The following is a 16,746-nucleotide window of genomic DNA, read 5'->3' on the forward strand; positions in this document are numbered from 1 at the left end:
GACTCGTGAGCGACATCCTGAACAAGCTCTCTGCCGAGGGCGTATCCATCTGGCTGGACGACATCAGCCGTGAACGGCTGCAGAGCGGCAACCTCGAGCAGCTGCTCCGGAAGAAGAACGTCACCGGGGTGACCTCCAACCCGACGATCTTCGCCAAGGCGCTGAGCAAGGGCTCCGCCTATGACGAGCAGGTGCACGACCTGGCCGTCCGCGGCGTCGACGTGGGCGAGGCCTCCCGGGCCATCACCACCTACGACATCCGGTGGGCCGCGGACGTGCTGCGGCCCGTCTACGACCGCACCGAGGGCCAGGACGGCCGGGTGTCGATCGAGGTCGACCCCCGGCTGGCCCTCAAGACCGACCCGACCGTCGCCGAGGCGCGCGCGCTGTGGTGGATGGTCGACCGGCCCAACGTGTTCATCAAGATCCCGGCGACGCTGGCCGGCCTGCCCGCCATCACCGCGGTGCTGGCCCAGGGCATCAGCGTGAACGTGACGCTGATCTTCTCCCTCGAGCGCTACGGCCAGGTCATCGAGGCCTTCTTCGCCGGGCTCGAGCAGGCCCGGGCCAACGGCCACGACCTGTCGAAGATCGCCTCGGTGGCGTCCTTCTTCGTCAGCCGGGTCGACAGCGAGATCGACAAGCGCCTCGGCAAGATCGGCTCGGACGAGGCCGAGGCGCTCAAGGGCAAGGCGGGCATCGCCAACGCCCGGCTCGCCTACGCGCTGTACGAGGAGAAGTCCGCCTCGGACCGCTGGAAGGCACTGGCCGCGGCCGGGGCCCGGCCGCAGAAGCCGCTGTGGGCCTCCACGGGGGTCAAGGACCCGGCCTACCCCGACACGATGTACGTCGACGAGCTGGTCGCGCCGGGCACGGTCAACACCATGCCGGAGGCGACCCTCGACGCGGTGGCCGACCACGGCCGGCTGCGCGGCGACGCCGTCGCGGGCACCTACGACGAGGCCCGGGAGCTGTTCGGCCGGCTCAAGGACCTCGGCGTGGACTACGACGACGTGGTCCGGGTCCTCGAGGAGGAGGGCGTCGAGAAGTTCGAGACCTCCTGGAACGAGCTGCTCGCCACGGTCAAGAAGGAGCTGGAGGACAAGGCCCGATGACCTCGGTGGTGACGGCGGGCGGAGTCTCGGTCACCACGCGCGATGTCGTCGAGGAGGCCCAGTCGGTGCTCGACCGCCTCGTCTCCGACGGGGTGCCCGCCGCACTGACCAACGGCAGCACGCACCTGTGGGGGCCGGACGCGGTCTCCACGGCGTCCCGGCGCCTGGGCTGGCTCAACGCGCCGGACGGCTCCCGTGCGCTGCTCCCCGAGCTCGCCGGGCTGCGCCCGGAGGGCCTGGACCATGTGGTGCTGTCCGGCATGGGCGGCTCGTCGCTGGCCCCCGAGGTGATCACCCGCACGGAGGGCGTCGAGCTCACCGTGCTGGACACCACGGACCCGCGTCAGGTGACGCGGGTCCTCGGGGACCGGCTCGAGCGCACGGTCCTGGTGGTGTCGAGCAAGAGCGGCGGCACCGTCGAGACCGACAGCCACCGGCGGATCTACGAGCGGGCGTTCCGGGACGCCGGGATCGACCCGGCCGGGCGGATCATCGTGGTCACCGATCCCGGCTCGCCGCTGGAGTCGGCCGCGCGTGCGGCCGGCTACCGGGTGGTGCTGGCCGACCCGGACGTGGGCGGCCGCTACAGCGCGCTCACCGCGTTCGGGATGGTGCCGAGCGCGCTGGCCGGGGCGGACGTCTCCCGGCTGCTGGACGAGGCGGCGGACCTGTCCCCGGCGCTGCGCCAGCCCTACGACAACCCGGCGCTGGCACTCGGCGCCGCGCTCGGCGCGTCGGTGCTGACCGGGCGGGACAAGCTCGTCATCGCCGACCACGGCTCGGGGATCATCGGCTTCGGCGACTGGGCCGAGCAGCTGATCGCCGAGTCGACCGGCAAGGAGGGCAAGGGCATGCTGCCGGTGGTGGTCGAGGGCGTGGACGCCCCCGGCTTCGCGGCCACCGAGGACGTCCGGCGGGTCATGCTCGGCTCACGCCCGGACGAGCCGGCCCCCGGCCGCGACCCCGGGCTCAGCGTGTCCGGGCCGCTCGGCGCCCAGTTCCTGCTCTGGGAGTACGCCACGGCGGTGGCCGGGCGGGTGATCGGCGTCAACCCGTTCGACCAGCCCAACGTGCAGGAGTCGAAGGACAACACCGCGTCGCTGCTGCGCGGCGTCGAGGACGGCCAGTCCCCCACGGTGATCGCGGGCTCGCCCGCCTTCGCCGAGGGGGCGGTCGAGGTGCACGCGGCCGGTGACCTGCTCAAGGGCGCCAAGGACCTGGGCGAGGTCTTCGACATCCTGCTGTCGGCGGTGCCGGAGCGCGGCTATCTCGCGATCATGGCCTACCTGGACCGGGTCGGGGAGTCCGCCGCGGAGGGGCTGCGGCCACTGCTGGCCGCCCGCGCCGCGGACGTGCGCAGGGTCGCCGCCCCGGTGACGTTCGGCTGGGGGCCGCGGTTTCTGCACTCGACCGGCCAGTACCACAAGGGCGGCCCGCAGAACGGCGTGTTCGTGCAGCTCACCGGGGACGTCCGCCAGGACGTCCCGGTGCCGGGCAGGCCGTACACGCTCAAGGCGCTCCAGCTGGCCCAGGCCTTCGGTGACCTGCGGGCGCTGCGCTCGCGGGGGCGCCCGGCGGTGCGCGTCCACCTGCGCCACCGGGCCGAGGGACTGGCCCAGCTGCTGACGGCCCTGAAACATTGACCCGGCACGGCCGAGGCGCCGCACGATCCGGGATCGTGCGGCGCCTCGCGTTCGGCCACCCAAACGAACACCGGTAGATCTCGATATGTCAGAAGATGGTGCAGAAGGTCGCGCCAGACCCCTTTCCCCTGGAACGATTGGGGCGAGGAGGCATGTGGTGAACGGTGTCGATGTACTGACCCGGGGCGATGTGCTGGAGTCTGCCCTGCAGGCCCGGGACTACCTGGTGACGTGCGGTGTGCCCGCGGCGCTCGCCGCCAAGGACCCCCGGCTGTGGGGAAGGCGGGCGGTCGACCACAACAGGCTGGGCTGGCTGGACCTGCCCAGCGCCTCCCGGGAGCTCCTCGACCGGCTCGAGGGCCTGATCGCCGAGGTCCGCCAGGCGGGACTCGACCACATCGTGCTGGTCGCCGTGGGCGCCGACGGCCTGGCGGCGCAGTCGATCGCCAGCAGCGCCTCGGTGGCGCTGACCGTCCTCGACGGTGCCGACTCGGCCGCGCTGGGCATGGCCCTCACCAAGCTCGACCGGACCCTGGTGGTGCTGTCCTGCAAGCAGGGCGTCTCGATCGAGGGCGACGCCTACCGGCGGATCTTCGAGCAGGCCTTCCGCGAGCACGGCCTGCCGGAGCGGGAGATCGCCGGCCGGTTCCTCGTCATCACCGACCACGACAGCCCGCTGGACGACTTCGCCCGCGAGTGCGGCTACCGCCTCGGCCTGACCGACCCCTTCCTGCCGGGCCACTTCGGCGCGCTGTCGGCGTACGGCGTCGTGCCCGCCGCGCTGGCCGGCGCCGACGTGGGCGCCGTCCTGGACCAGGCCGCGGCCGCGCTGCCCTCCCTGACCCGCTCGGAGGACAACCCGGGCCTGCTGCTCGGCTCGATCCTCGGCGGCTGTGCCAACCACGACCGCGACGGCACCGTCCGGGACAAGTTCGTCCTGCGCGAGACCGGCGGGGCCACCGCGCTCTCCGGCTGGATCACCCAGCTGGTCGCCACCGCCACCGGCAAGCAGGAGCGGGGCATCCTGCCCTTCGATCCGGCGGGCCGGCCGCCCGCGGGCTCGTCCGCGGACGTGCACGGCGTGACGCTCAACCCGGCCAGCTCCCCCAACCCCGACGCCGACACCTCGCTGTGGGCGCCGCTGGGCGCGCAGTTCGTGATCTGGGAGTACGCCACCGCCGTGGCCGGCTGGCTGATGGGGGTCAACCCCTTCGAGACCTCCGCCGACATGACCCGCGAGGTCGAGACCGACGCCGCCCGGCTCCTGCACGAGTCCGGCGACGGGCCGCTGCCGGCGGGCGAGCCGTCGTTCGTCGACGACGGGATCGCGGTCTACACCGACCTGTCCCCCGCGTCCGGGCCGTACGGCGCCCTGACCCTCGCCGGGGTGGTGGGCGCCCTCACCCGCGGCATCCCGCCGCTGGGGTACCTCTCGATCATGACCTACCTGTCCGGTGACTTCTCCGGCCGCTATCTCGCGCCGAGCCTGGCCCGGCGGACCCAGCGGCCGGTGACCTACGGCCCGGGACCGGGCTACCTGCACGGCACCGGCACCTTCCACAAGCAGGGGCCGGGCGGCGGGGTGTTCCTGGTGGTGACCGGCAGCGTGCTGACCGACCGGGCGGTCCCCGGCAGGCCGTACACCCTGGGCAAGCTCCAGCAGGCACGGGCCCTGGCCGACGTGCGGGCCCTGCGCCGCCGGGGCCTGCCCGTGGTCTGGCTGCACCTGCGCGACCCCGTGGAGGGGTCCGGCCGGCTCGCGCAGGCCGTCCGGGAGGCGCCGTGAGCGCCCGCCCCGCACGCGTCCGCGCCGGAAACCCCACATATGCCGATCATGTGATTTCCGGGCCGGGATAGGGTGGGAGGAAGACAGGCACGGGGGTGCGGCGCGGGGGGACAGAGCGTGACCGTCCGCAGCGTACGCCCGGCGACGTTCGACCGCCGATCCCGTTGACCGGCATTCCGAACGACGGTCCGGAGAAGGGCGTGAAGCCGATGGTGACCGGGAACGTCACCCAAGACATCACCGATCGTGACGGCCGATCCGGGGACGATCCGTCGCCGGGCCGGCCGCGGCGCACCACCCGGACGCCGGGGGCGGCCCGCGCGCCGCGCAGGCAGCGTGGACCCGCCCCCCGCCAATGTCCCGACAACCGATGGGCGGGCGACGCCCGACGGCTGGAAGCCGCCCAGAAAGGACGGGCATGAGGCCGCCCGCTTCAGACATCTCATCCAACAACCCGCTGCGCGATCCGCGGGACAAGCGCATCCCCCGGGTGGCCGGGCCGTGCGTGCTCGTGCTGTTCGGCGTGACCGGTGACCTTTCCCGCAAGAAACTGCTCCCCGCCATCTACGACCTGGCCAACCGGGGGCTGCTGCCGCCCGGTTTCTCGCTGGTGGGCTTCGCCCGCCGCGACTGGGAGAACCAGGACTTCCGGCAGGTCGCCTACGAGGCGGTCAAGGAGCACGCGCGCACGCCGTTCCGGGAGGAGGTCTGGACCCACCTGTCGGAGGGCATGCACTTCGTGCCGGGCGAGTTCGGCGACCCGGGCGCCTTCGACGCGCTGGCGATGGCGGTCAAGGAGCTCGACGAGAGCCGCGGCACCGGCGGCAACTACGCCTTCTACCTGTCGATCCCGCCCAAGGCGTTCCCCCAGGTCGTCGAGCAGCTGCAGCGTTCCGGGCTGGCCGAGCACGACGAGAAGTCCTGGCGCCGGGTGGTCATCGAGAAGCCGTTCGGTCACGACCTGGCCAGCGCACAGGAGCTCAACAACATCGTGCACAAGGTCTTCCCCGAGGAGTCAATCTTCCGGATCGACCACTACCTCGGCAAGGAGACGGTGCAGAACATCCTGGCGCTGCGCTTCGCCAACTCCATGTTCGAGCCCATCTGGAACCGCTCGTACGTCGACCACGTCCAGATCACCATGGCCGAGGACATCGGCATCGGCGGCCGGGCCGGCTACTACGACGGCATCGGCGCGGCGCGGGACGTCATCCAGAATCACCTGCTGCAGCTGCTGGCGCTGACCGCGATGGAGGAGCCCACCTCCTTCGGCGCGCAGGCCGTGCGGATGGAGAAGGCGAAGGTGCTGTCGGCGGTGCAGTCCCACGGCGACCTGGGGCTGGTCACCGCCCGCGGCCAGTACGCCGCCGGCTGGCAGGGCGGCATGAAGGTGAAGGGGTACCTCGAAGAGGACGGCATCCCCAGCGGTTCGATCACCGAGACCTACGCCGCCATCAAGCTGGAGATCGACTCCCGGCGGTGGGCCGGGGTCCCGTTCTACCTGCGCACCGGCAAGCGGCTGGCCCGGCGGTCGACCGAGGTGGCGGTCCAGTTCCAGCGCGCCCCGCACCTGCCGTTCTCGCAGACCGACACCGAGGAGCTAGGCCAGAACGCGCTGGTGATCCGGGTCCAGCCGGACGAGGGCATCACGGTGCGGTTCGGCTCCAAGGTGCCGGGGACCTCGATGGAGGTCCGTGACGTGAACATGGACTTCGCCTACGGCGAGTCCTTCACCGAGTCCTCCCCGGAGGCCTACGAGCGGCTGCTGCTGGACGTCCTCATCGGTGACCCCCCGCTGTTCCCCCGCCAGGAGGAGGTCGAGCTCTCCTGGGAGATCCTCGACCCGATCGAGGAGTACTGGGCCGCGCACGGCCACCCGGAGCAGTACCGTTCCGGTGGCTATGGTCCCGCCTCGGCGGACCTGATGATGGCCCGCGAGGGCCGCGCCTGGAGAAGGCTCTGACATGAACATCGACCTTGCGGACACCACCACCAGGCAGATCCAGAAGTCGCTGCGGCAGGCCCGTCACCTGATGGGCGGCCCGGCCGTCGGCATGGTGCTGACCCTGGTGATCGTCACCGACGAGTCGGCGCAGTACGACGCGGCCCGCGCGGCCACCGAGGCCGCCCGCGAGCACCCCTGCCGGGTGATCATCGTGATCTCCCGGGACGCCCGCGGCGCCTCCTCCCGGCTCGACGCGGAGATCCGGATGGGCGAGACCGGGCCGGGCGAGACGGTCCTGCTGCGCATGTACGGGCCGGTCGCCGAGCACGCCGACACCGTCGTCATCCCCCTGCTGGTCCAGGACACCCCGGTGGTGACCTGGTGGCCGGGGAAGGCCCCGAAGTCGCCCAGCGAGGACGCGCTGGGCCAGCTGGCCCAGCGCCGGGTGACCGACTCCTACGCGGCCAGGGACCGGCTGGGCACCCTCGTCCGGCTCGGCGAGGTGTACCAGCCCGGTGACACCGACTTCGCCTGGACCAGGCTCACCCCGTGGCGCACCCTGCTGGCGGCCTCGCTCGACCAGCCGCACGGCGACATCGTGTCCGGGATCGTCGAGGCCGAGGCCGACAGCCCGAGCGCCGAGCTGCTGGCCTCCTGGCTGTCGGTGCGGCTCGGCGTCCCGGTCGAGCGGCGCGACTCCAGCGGCCCGGGAGTGACCGCGGTGCGGCTGGCCACGGCCGAGGGCGACCTCGCGGTCACCCGCCCGGACGGCCGGGTGGCCTCGCTGTCCCGACCCGGGCAGCCGGACCGCCAGGTGGCGCTGCACCGCCGCCCGATGCCGGAGCTGCTCGCCGAGGAGCTGCGCCGGCTGGACCCCGACGACGTCTACGAGGACGCGGTGACCCGGTTCGCCAAGGACATGCGGATGGCCGGGCAGGAGCCGGCGGCCGGGGCCGCGGAACCGGTCCGGCGTTCCCGGCGCAAGCCGGCCGCGTCATGAGCACCCCCACGGTGCTGATCCACCGGGACCAGCCGCTGCTGGCCAAGGCGGCGGCGGCCCGGCTGGTCACCCGCCTGGTCGACGTCCAGGCGGCCCGCGGCAGCGCCTCGGTGGTCCTCACCGGCGGTGGCGTCGGCACGGCGGTGCTCGCCGAGGTCGCCGCCACCGGGGCGCGCGACGCCATCGACTGGCGCCACCTCGACATCTGGTGGGGCGACGAGCGTTTCCTGCCCACCGGTCATCCCGAGCGCAACGAGACCGGCGCCCGCGAGGCCCTGCTCGACCACGTCGGCGTCGATCCGGCCCGGGTGCACACCATGCCCGGGCCGGACGGGCCGGACGGCGACAGACCGGAGGCGGCCGCGGAGCGCTACGCCGGCTGGCTGCGGGCCGCGACCCGGCCCGAGGACCACGGCCCGGTGCCGTCGTTCGACGTGCTGATGCTTGGCCTGGGCCCGGACGCGCACGTGGCCTCGCTGTTCCCCGGGATGCCGGCGCTGTACGACGAGCGGCCGGTGGTCGCCGTGCACGGCGCCCCCAAGCCGCCGCCGACCCGGCTGACCCTCACGCTGCCCGCGATCCGCACGGCCCGGGAGGTCTGGATCATGGCGGCCGGTGAGTCCAAGGCCACGGCCGTACGGCTCGCGCTGTCCGACGCCGGGCCCGTCCAGGTGCCGGCCTCCGGTGCCCGCGGCCGGCAGAGCACGCTGTTCCTGCTCGACCGGGCGGCGGCGTCCCGGCTGCCGCACGGCATGGAGCGCATCGCCTCACCCTGAGCGGGTCAGCCCTTGGTCGCGCCGGCGGTGAGCCCGCCGATCAGCTGGCGTTCGGCGACGGCGTAGAAGCCGAGCGCCGGCACCATCGCGACGACGACGTAGGCGAGGATGCGGGCGATGTCGGCCGCGTACTGGCCCTGGAACTGCTGGACTCCCACCGGGATCGTCCACCAGGAGGGATCGGTGAAGACCAGCAGCGGCAGGAAGAAGTTGTTCCAGCTGGTCACGATCGCCAGCACGGACACCGTGCCCAGCGCCGGCCGGGCCATGGGCAGCAGGATGCGCCAGAAGAAGCCGAACGCGCTGCAGCCGTCGATCGTCGCGGCCTCCTCGAGCTCCCCGGGGATGGTCCGGAAGAAGCCGCGCAGAATGATGATCGTCATGGGCAGGCCGAAGGCGGCCTGCGGCAGGATCACCCCGAGCGGGTTGTCCAGCAGGCCGAAGGTCCGCAGCAGGACGAACAGCGGCAGGATCGCCACCGCGAACGGGAACATCAGCCCCATCGTGAACAGCGTGAACAGCGTCTCCCGGCCCCGGAAGGCGAAGCGGGCGAACACGAAGGCCGCGAGCGCGGACACGCCGACCGTGAGGAGTGCGGTCGCCACCGCGATCAGCGTGCTGTTGCCGATCTGCCGCCAGAACGTGCCAGAGCCGAGGATGTCGGTGTAGTTCGACGTGACCCACGGAGAGGGCAGGCCGAAGGGGTGGCCCGACAGCTGATCGGTGCTCTTGAATCCGGAGAGCAGACCGTAGAGCAGCGGGATGACGATGAACGCCCCGATCACCCAGATGATCGCGTGCAGGGAAAGGCCCCGCAGCCACCGCGGGATCATCGCCGGCCTCGCATGACGGTGAGGGCTCCCTGGACGTCGCGGCGCATGACGAACCGCTGGTAGGCGAGTGCGAACACGAGGCTGATGCCGAACATGACCACGCTGATCGCGCTGGCGTAACCGACCTCGTAGCGTTTGAAGCCGAACTGGAACATCGTGACGGCCATGGTCTCGGACGAGTGGATCGGCCCGCCCGAGGTGGTCACCCAGACCAGGTCGAACAGCTGGACCGCCCCGATGATGGACAGGAACACGCTGATCCGGAGGGTCGGTGCGAGCAGCGGCAGGGTGACGTGCCGGAACCTCTGCCAGGCTCCGGCGCCGTCGATCGACGCGGCCTCCAGCACCTCCGCCGGGATGCCCTGCAGCCCGGCCAGGTAGAGCATCATGTGGAAGCCGAAGTACTTCCAGGTCATGACCAGGAACAGCGTGACCAGGACGGTCGACGGGTCGGAGAACCAGCCACCGCCCAGGCCCCCGAGCCCGACCGACCCGAGCGCGTGGTCGGCGAGTCCCTGCCCCGGCGAGAAGATCATGTTGAAGAGCACACCGGTGACCACCTCGGAGAGGACGTACGGCGCGAAGAACAGCATCCGGTAGACCGCCCGGCCACGCAGCCGCTGGTTGAGCAGCACGGCCATGCCGAGCGCGAACGGCAGCTGGAGCGTGATCGTCAAGAGGATCAGGACCAGGCCCCGCCAGAGATCGCCGAGGAAGACGCCGTCGGCGAACAGCGCGGTGAAGTTGCCCAGCCCCACGAAGTCGGACGGTGCGCCGAAACCGCCCCACTTGAACACGCTGGTGTAGAGGGCGAGGGCGATCGGGAGCAGGACCAGGAGGCCGAACAGCACCAGCGCCGGCGTCAGGAAGAAGGCGATGGTCGTCCAGCCCCGCAGGCGGCGGCGGAACGCCGGTCCGCCACCGGCCCCTGCCGCCCGGGTGACCGCGGGGGCGGCATCGCCGGGCGTTCTGTCCTCGGTGGTCGTCACGGTCATCGCGTTCGCTCCCGTCACCGTCGGTCGACTACTGGCTCTTGGCCGTCCGGGTGATCGATTGCGTGACCTGCTGGGGCGTCTTCTGGCCGGCGATGAGCGCGGCCACGTTGTCGTTGACCTCCTGGCCGACGGCCGGCGGGAAGGCCTGGTCGATGTAGAGCTGGAAGCCGGTCGCCCCGGCCAGCGTCTTGGACACGACGGTGAGGTTCGGGTCGGTGAGCGCGTTCTCGGCCCCCTTGACGACCGGCATGACCGCCCCCGTCGCGACGATCTTGCGGTCGGTGTCGACCTGGGCGAACCACTTGAGGAACTCGAGCGCCGCGGCGGGCGCGTCCTTGCGGAGGGCGTTGGCGCCGCCGCCGCCGAAGACCTCCGTGACCACGCCCTGGCCGCCCTCGACGACGGGGAAGGGGAAGAAGCCGAGATTCGCGCCGATGCCCTTGCCCGAGGACTTCTCCACGCTGGGCGCCCACTGCCCCATCAGCTCCATGGCCGCCTTGCCGTTGCCCATCGTCGCGGCCTGCCCGTTGGGCGTGTCGAAGCCGGCGCCCAGGAAGCCCTGCTGGAAGGGGGCCAGGTCGACGAGCTCCTTGAGGTGCCGGCCCGCCTCGACGAAGGCGGGGCCGTTGAAGTCCTTGGTGACGGCGGCCTGCTTCAGCGCGGACAGGCCGCCGACGCGCATGGCGAGGTAGGCCCAGTAGTAGTGGCCGGGCCACTTCTCCTTGCCGGCCAGCGCTATCGGGGTGATCCCGGCCGCCTTGAGCTTCTTGACGTCGTCGAGGAGCGCCGCCCAGGTGGCCGGCGGTGCCGTGATCCCGGCCTTGGTGAACAGCGCCTTGTTGTACCAGAAGCCCACCATGCCGATGTCGAACGGGACGGCGTAGGTCTTCCCGCCGAGCTGGTAGGGCTGCATGGAGATCGGCGTCAGGTTGCCGGACCAGCCGGAGATGTCCGAGGTGAGGTCCTTCACCAGTCCCGCGTCGACCTGCTGCTGCAGCACGCCCCCGCCCCAGGTGTGGAAGATGTCGGGCAGCTTCCCGGACGCCGCGACCGCCGTCATCTTCGCCTTGTACGCCTCGTTCTCCATCGCCACGGGCTTGATCGTCACGTCCGGGTGCAAGGTGCTGTACTCCTTGGCACGCGCCACCCATTCCGACTTCGCCGGCTCGGTGGTCATGATGTTCCACCACTCGAGGGTGAGCTTCTTGGATCCGGACGCGTCCTTGCTCCCGCCCCCGCAGGCGCCGAGGAGGGGTGCGCCGAGACCCGCCACGGCCGCCGCGGACAGGAAGCTGCGGCGCGAGAGATGCTGATCGCCCATCGTGATCTCCTTGAAGTGGGGGTGGCAGAGATGAACGGTGATGATGGCGCGTCGATAGTTTTCGAAAAGTATCGGAATTCATCCGTGGCCGTACCTTAAGAACGTGCCATAACAAAGGTCAACCCCCGGCGGTCAGTTTTCTTACAGGCCCCTGAACCAGAGGGTTTGAGCCGTCCAACCCGGCACTATGACCTTTCGAAAAGTTGCGCTAGTCTTCGAAATCGCCAGGCTCAGAGACGGCAGAACCAGCAAAGGAGCGCCACCTGTGGGACGCCGAGTCGCCACGACGACCGAACCGCTACCCGGCCGGCGGGCCCGCCCCACTCTCGCGGACATCGCCACGGAGGCGGGTGTCTCCGCCGCCACCGTGTCCAAGGTGCTCAACGGCCGGACCGATGTCGCGGCCACCACCCGGGAACGCATCACCGAGTTGCTGAAGACCCACAACTACCTCGCGCCGGGCGGCCGGCGGGCCCGCCGCTCGGGGCTGGTCGACCTCGTCATCGGCGGCCTGGACAGCCCCTGGGCGGTGGAGATCCTGCGCGGCGTGGAGGCCGAGTGCGCCGAACGCGGGGCCGGTACGGTCGTCTCCCTGGTGCGCGACGACGACGCCCGGCCGCCCAGCTGGGCCTCGCTGACCGTCCAGCACCACAGCGACGGCGTGATCCTGGTGACCTCCCGGATCACCCCGCAGCAACGCGCGCAGATCCAGCGGGCGGGCGTGGCCATGGTGGTCATCGACCCCGTCGACCTGCCCGACTCCGACCTGGTGAGCGTCGGCGCGACCAACTGGGCCGGCGGCCTCGCCGCGACGGAGCACCTGATCTCGCTGGGGCACCGGCGGATCGCGGTGATCGGCGGCCCCCAGGAGATGCTGTGCTCCCAAGCCCGCATCGACGGCTACCGGGCCGCGCTGGAGCGCGGCGGGCTGGAGGCCGATCGCGCCCTGATCCAGTACGGCGATTTCAAGCACGAGGCCGGTTTCCGCGCGGCCCGCCGGCTCCTGGAGCTGGCCGATCGTCCCACCGCCATCTTCGCCGGCAGCGACGAGCAGGCCATGGGGGTCTACGAGGCGGCCCGCCAGGCCGGTCTCGGCATCCCGGCCGACCTCAGCGTCGTCGGGTTCGACGACCTGCCGCTCTGCCAGTGGCTGTCGCCGCCGCTGACCACGGTCCGCCAGCCGCTGGAGGAGATGGGGCGGATCGCGGCCCGGACGCTGTTCCAGCAGCTGGACGGCGAGCCCCTGGTCAGCCCCAGGGTCGAGCTCGCCACCGAGCTGCGGATCCGGCTCTCCACCGGCGCGCCTCCGGTCTAGCGGGCCGTGGCCCTTCCCCCACCTCGACAGACGGGACCCCTCATGGCCGAAGCACTCCGGCGTGCCGCATCCCGCGACTGGGCGACCAGCGCATGGCGAGACTCCGCCCGGCCGGTCGGCGAACGGGTCGACGATCTGATCGGCCTGATGACCATCGAGGAGAAGGCCGGCCAGCTCACCGGGTTCTGGGCCGAGTCCGGGCGGGCCGGGGCCGAGATGGCACCGGCACCGGACGACTTCGGCGAGCCGCCGCCGCTGGCGACGCTCCTGGCCGACGGGCTCGGCCAGCTCACCCGCGTCTTCGGCACCGCCCCCGTCTCCCCCGCGGAGGGGATCGCACGGTTGCGCGAGCTCCAGGAGCGGGTGGCGGCCGGCAACCGGTTCGGCATCCCCGCGATCGCGCACGAGGAGTGCCTGACCGGCCTCATGACGTGGACGGCGACGGTCTTCCCCTGCCCGCTGGCCTGGGGCGCGACCTTCGATCCGGGCCTGGTGGAGGAGATGTCCGCGGCCATCGGCACGAGCATGCGGCTGCTGGGCGTGCACCAGGGCCTGGCACCGGTCCTCGACGTGGTCCGCGACTACCGGTGGGGCCGCACCGAAGAGTCCATCGGAGAGGATCCCTACCTCGTCGGTGTCCTCGGCACCGCCTACGTCCGGGGACTGGAACGGTCCGGAGTGGTCGCCACGGTCAAGCACTTCGCCGGCTATGCCGCGTCCCGCGCGGGCCGCAACATGGCACCGGCCGCGCTGGGCCCGCGCGAGTTCGCCGACCTCGTCGTCGAGCCCTTCGTGCTGGCGCTCCGCGAGGGCGGGGCCCGGGCGGTCATGCACTCCTACGCCGATGTAGACGGCATGCCGGCCGCGGCCGACGAGCAGCTGCTCACCAGCCTGCTCCGCGACGAGCTCGGCTTCACCGGCATGGTGGTCGCCGACTATTTCGGGATCTCCTTCCTGGAGTCCATGCACGCGGTCGCCGGGTCGCGGGGCGAGGCCGCGGCGCTGGCGCTGCGCGCGGGCGTCGACGTGGAGCTGCCCACGGCCCGCTGCTACGGTGCGCCGCTGGCCGCCATGGTGCGCACCGGGGCCGTGCCCGTGGAGCATCTCGACCGGGCCGTACGGCGGGTGCTGACCGTCAAGTGCCAGCTCGGCCTGCTGGACGGCGACCCGCCGGCCGCCGGGGACGGCGAGGCGCCCGGCGATCTCGACGCGCCGGGCGACCGGTCGCTGGCCCGCCGGCTCGCCGAGGAGTCGGTCGTGCTGCTGGCCAACGACGGGCTGCTCCCGCTGCGCGACCCCGGCGACGGCACGCCGCGGCACCAGGGTCTCCGGCTCGCCCTCACCGGGCCCCTCGCGGACGATCCCCTCGCCATGCTCGGCTGCTACACCTTTCCCAGCCATGTCGCCACCCGGTACCCCGGCCTGCCGCTCGGCGTGGAGATCCCCACGCTGGCGGACGCCCTGCGGGCCGAGCTGCCCGAGGCGGACCTCACCGTGACGGCCGGGCCGGGCTTCGAGGTCACCGACACCTGCATCGAAGCGGCGGTGGCGGCGGCCCGCGCCGCGCGGATCTGCGTGCTGGCCCTCGGCGACCGCTCCGGGCTGTTCGGCCGGGGCACCTCGGGCGAGGGCTGCGACGTGGCCACCCTCGCCCTCCCCGGCCGCCAGGCCGAACTCGCCGACGCCGTGCTGGCCACCGGGACCCCCGTGGTCCTGGTGCTGATGACCGGCCGGCCCTACGCCCTGGGCGGCATCGCCGACCGCGCCGCGGCGGTGGTGCAGGCGTTCTTCCCGGGCGAGGAGGGCGCCGCCGCGATCGCGGGGGTCCTGTCCGGGCGGGTCGAGCCCTCGGGCCGGCTGCCGGTCGGTGTGCCGCGGGACCCGGGGGGTCAGCCGGGCACCTACCTCCAGCCGCTGACCGGCCTGAACTCGCGCTGGAGCGCCGCGGACCCGACCCCGCTGTTCCCCTTCGGCCATGGACTGACCTGGACCAGCTTCGGCTACACGGACCTGGAGGTGACCCCGGTGGTGGGCACCGACGGCGCCGCGGAGGTCGGTCTCACGGTGCGCAACACCGGCGAGCGGCCCGGCACCGAGGTCGTGCAGCTCTATCTCCGCGACCCGGTGGCCTCCGTGGTCCGGCCGGTGCGATGGCTGGCCGGGTGGGCCCGGGTCCCGCTCGGCCCCGGGCAGGCCGCGCGGGTGGAGTTCACCGTGCACGCCGACCGCACCTCGTTCACCGGCCCGGACCTCCGGCGCATCGTGGAGCCCGGGACGATCGAGGTGGAGGTGGGCCCGTCCAGCCAGGACCCTCCGCTGCGCGGCTCGTTCGTCCTGGACGGGCCGGTCCGGGCCCCCGGCCGGGAGCGGGTGCTGACCGTGCCCGCCAGGGTCGTCCCGTGCTGAGCGGCACGGGCTTCCGCAACCCGATCCTGCCGGGATCGCACCCCGACCCGTCCATCTGCCGGGTGGGGCCGGACTACTACCTGGTGACCTCGACCTTCGAGTGGTTTCCCGGGCTGCCGGTCTTCCACAGCCGCGACCTGGTGCACTGGCGGCCGCTCGGGCACGTCCTGGACCGGCCGGACCGGCTGCCGCTCGACGGGATCCGCCCGTCGGGAGGGCTGTACGCGCCGACCATCCGGCACTCCGGCCGCACCTTCTACGTCGTGTGCACCCTGGTCGACGGCACCGGCGCCGAGGGCAACTTCGTGGTGACGGCCACCGACCCGGCCGGCCCGTGGTCGGCGCCGCACTGGCTGGGCGAGACCGGGAGTTTCGACCCCTCGCTGTTCTTCGACACCGACGGGCGGGCCTGGTTCCACGCGACCCGCCCCACCGACGCCGACGGGCACACCGAGATCTGGCTGCGCGAGTTCGACCCGGCCGGGCCGACGCTGACCGGCCCGGAGCACGTGCTGTGGGACGGCGCGCTGCGGGGTGCCGTCTGGGTGGAGGCACCGCACCTGTACCGGATCGGGGACTTCTACTACCTCGTGGTCGCCGAAGGGGGCACCGCACTCGACCATGCGGTCACCGTGGCCCGCGCGCGACGGGTCACCGGCCCGTACGAGGGCAACCCACGCAATCCGCTACTGACCCACCGTCACCTCGGCGCCGGTCATCCCATCGTCGGGACCGGGCACGCCGATCTGGTGGTGACCACGGCGGGCGAGTGGTGGGCGGTGCTGCTCGCGACCCGGCCGTCCGGCGGTCACCAGGGCAACCTCGGCAGGGAGACCTTCCTGGCGCCGGTCACCTGGGAGGAGGGCTGGCCGCTCATCGCCCCCGGCGCGGGCCGGGTGGAGTCCGAGGGGACCCGGCCGAACCTGCCCGAGCACCGGTGGCCGGCCGAGCCCGCCTGCGACAACTTCGAGGACCCCGTGCTCGCCCCGCACTGGAACATGCTGCGCACGCCGCGCGAGCGGTTCTGGGACCTGGCCGAGCGGCCCGGCCATCTGCGGCTGCGGCTGCGGCCCGAGACCCTCGCGGACCGCGCCTGCCCGAGCCTGGTCGCCCGCAGGCAGCGCGATCACCGCTTCGTCGCGCACACCGCGCTCGACTTCGCCCCCCGGGCCGGGAACGAGTGCGCGGGCCTGGTCCTGATGCAGAACGACGACTTCCAGCTCCGGTGCGTGGTCACCCTGAGCGACGGTCACCGGGTCGTCAGGCTGATCCGGAGGGCCGCCGGGACCGACGAGCCGCTCGCCGAGGAGGCCGTGCCGGAGGGACGCGTCCGGCTGGCGGTCGAGGCCCACGATCAGGAGTACCGGTTCCGGTACGCCGACGCGACCGGCGTCTGGCGGCCGATCGGGGCCGCGGTCGACGGCAGCGTACTGAGCACCCAGGTGGCGGGCGGCTTCATCGGCGCCTACCTCGGCATGTACGCGAGCAGCGACGGGCGGCCGAGCAGCGGCATCGCCGACTTCGACTGGTTCGAGTACCGCGGCCTGGAGTGAACAAGGCGCCGCCGGGCCCGGAGACCCGGCGGGCCCCGGTGGGCGTCGGCCCGGTCCG

The 16,746-nt window shown here is 72.5% G+C and carries 12 protein-coding genes; 9 read left to right on the forward strand and 3 right to left on the reverse strand.

The annotated features are described in order from the left end of the window. The first annotated feature begins 5 nt into the window (after positions 1 to 5). From tal to pgl, 6 genes are all read left to right on the forward strand, one after another. Positions 6 to 1,115, forward strand: a complete 1,110-nt coding sequence (gene tal, locus ACRYCC_RS19010; protein WP_433813795.1) for a transaldolase — start codon at positions 6 to 8, stop codon at positions 1,113 to 1,115. Then, entirely contained in the window at positions 1,112 to 2,758 is a 1,647-nt protein-coding gene (locus tag ACRYCC_RS19015; RefSeq protein WP_433813796.1) for a phosphoglucose isomerase-related protein, read from the forward strand. The genes tal and ACRYCC_RS19015 overlap by 4 nt, the downstream gene beginning before the upstream one ends. Before the next feature lie 157 nt (positions 2,759 to 2,915). Beyond that, entirely contained in the window at positions 2,916 to 4,544 is a 1,629-nt protein-coding gene (locus ACRYCC_RS19020) for a phosphoheptose isomerase (protein ID WP_433813797.1), read from the forward strand. A gap of 418 nt (positions 4,545 to 4,962) precedes the next feature. Then, positions 4,963 to 6,507 carry a glucose-6-phosphate dehydrogenase gene (gene zwf / locus ACRYCC_RS19025; RefSeq protein WP_433813799.1) on the forward strand — a complete coding sequence of 515 codons (1,545 nt, stop codon included), beginning with the start codon at positions 4,963 to 4,965 and terminating at the stop codon, positions 6,505 to 6,507. A 1-nt stretch (position 6,508) separates the two neighbouring features. Continuing rightward, positions 6,509 to 7,489, forward strand: coding sequence for a glucose-6-phosphate dehydrogenase assembly protein OpcA (locus ACRYCC_RS19030; RefSeq protein ID WP_433813800.1), 981 nt, complete (start codon positions 6,509 to 6,511; stop codon positions 7,487 to 7,489). After that, a complete protein-coding gene (gene pgl / locus ACRYCC_RS19035) occupies positions 7,486 to 8,265 on the forward strand; it encodes a 6-phosphogluconolactonase (protein ID WP_433813802.1) in 780 nt (259 codons plus the stop codon). The genes ACRYCC_RS19030 and pgl overlap by 4 nt, the downstream gene beginning before the upstream one ends. A gap of 5 nt (positions 8,266 to 8,270) precedes the next feature. On the opposite strand, the gene ACRYCC_RS19040 is transcribed toward pgl, so the two are convergent. Genes ACRYCC_RS19040 through ACRYCC_RS19050 form a run of 3 tightly spaced genes read right to left on the reverse strand, consistent with a single transcriptional unit; the run spans position 8,271 to position 11,414 of the window. Next, positions 8,271 to 9,098, reverse strand: a complete 828-nt coding sequence (locus ACRYCC_RS19040) for a carbohydrate ABC transporter permease (protein ID WP_433813805.1) — start codon at positions 9,096 to 9,098, stop codon at positions 8,271 to 8,273. Next, on the reverse strand, positions 9,095 to 10,093 hold the full coding sequence (locus ACRYCC_RS19045) for a carbohydrate ABC transporter permease (protein ID WP_433813807.1): 999 nt from the start codon (positions 10,091 to 10,093) through the stop codon (positions 9,095 to 9,097). The genes ACRYCC_RS19040 and ACRYCC_RS19045 overlap by 4 nt, the downstream gene beginning before the upstream one ends. A gap of 28 nt (positions 10,094 to 10,121) precedes the next feature. After that, a complete protein-coding gene (locus ACRYCC_RS19050) occupies positions 10,122 to 11,414 on the reverse strand; it encodes an extracellular solute-binding protein (RefSeq protein WP_433813808.1) in 1,293 nt (430 codons plus the stop codon). 265 nt (positions 11,415 to 11,679) lie between these two features. On the opposite strand from ACRYCC_RS19050, the gene ACRYCC_RS19055 reads away from it, so the two are divergent. Genes ACRYCC_RS19055 through ACRYCC_RS19065 form a run of 3 tightly spaced genes read left to right on the forward strand, consistent with a single transcriptional unit; the run spans position 11,680 to position 16,688 of the window. Next, positions 11,680 to 12,729 carry a LacI family DNA-binding transcriptional regulator gene (locus tag ACRYCC_RS19055; RefSeq protein WP_433813810.1) on the forward strand — a complete coding sequence of 350 codons (1,050 nt, stop codon included), beginning with the start codon at positions 11,680 to 11,682 and terminating at the stop codon, positions 12,727 to 12,729. Positions 12,730 to 12,771: 42 nt separating this feature from the next. After that, positions 12,772 to 15,135, forward strand: a complete 2,364-nt coding sequence (locus ACRYCC_RS19060) for a glycoside hydrolase family 3 N-terminal domain-containing protein (RefSeq protein ID WP_433813812.1) — start codon at positions 12,772 to 12,774, stop codon at positions 15,133 to 15,135. Continuing rightward, the gene (locus ACRYCC_RS19065; RefSeq protein ID WP_433813814.1) at positions 15,129 to 16,688 is read left to right on the forward strand and encodes a glycoside hydrolase family 43 protein; all 1,560 of its coding nucleotides are present in this window, start codon (positions 15,129 to 15,131) and stop codon (positions 16,686 to 16,688) included. Before ACRYCC_RS19060 ends, ACRYCC_RS19065 begins: the two co-directional genes overlap by 7 nt. Positions 16,689 to 16,746 lie beyond the last annotated feature (58 nt).

Origin of the sequence: Actinomadura scrupuli (genome assembly GCF_050971785.1) — a bacterium.
GTDB classification, from domain to species: Bacteria; Actinomycetota; Actinomycetes; order Streptosporangiales; family Streptosporangiaceae; genus Actinomadura_E; species Actinomadura_E scrupuli.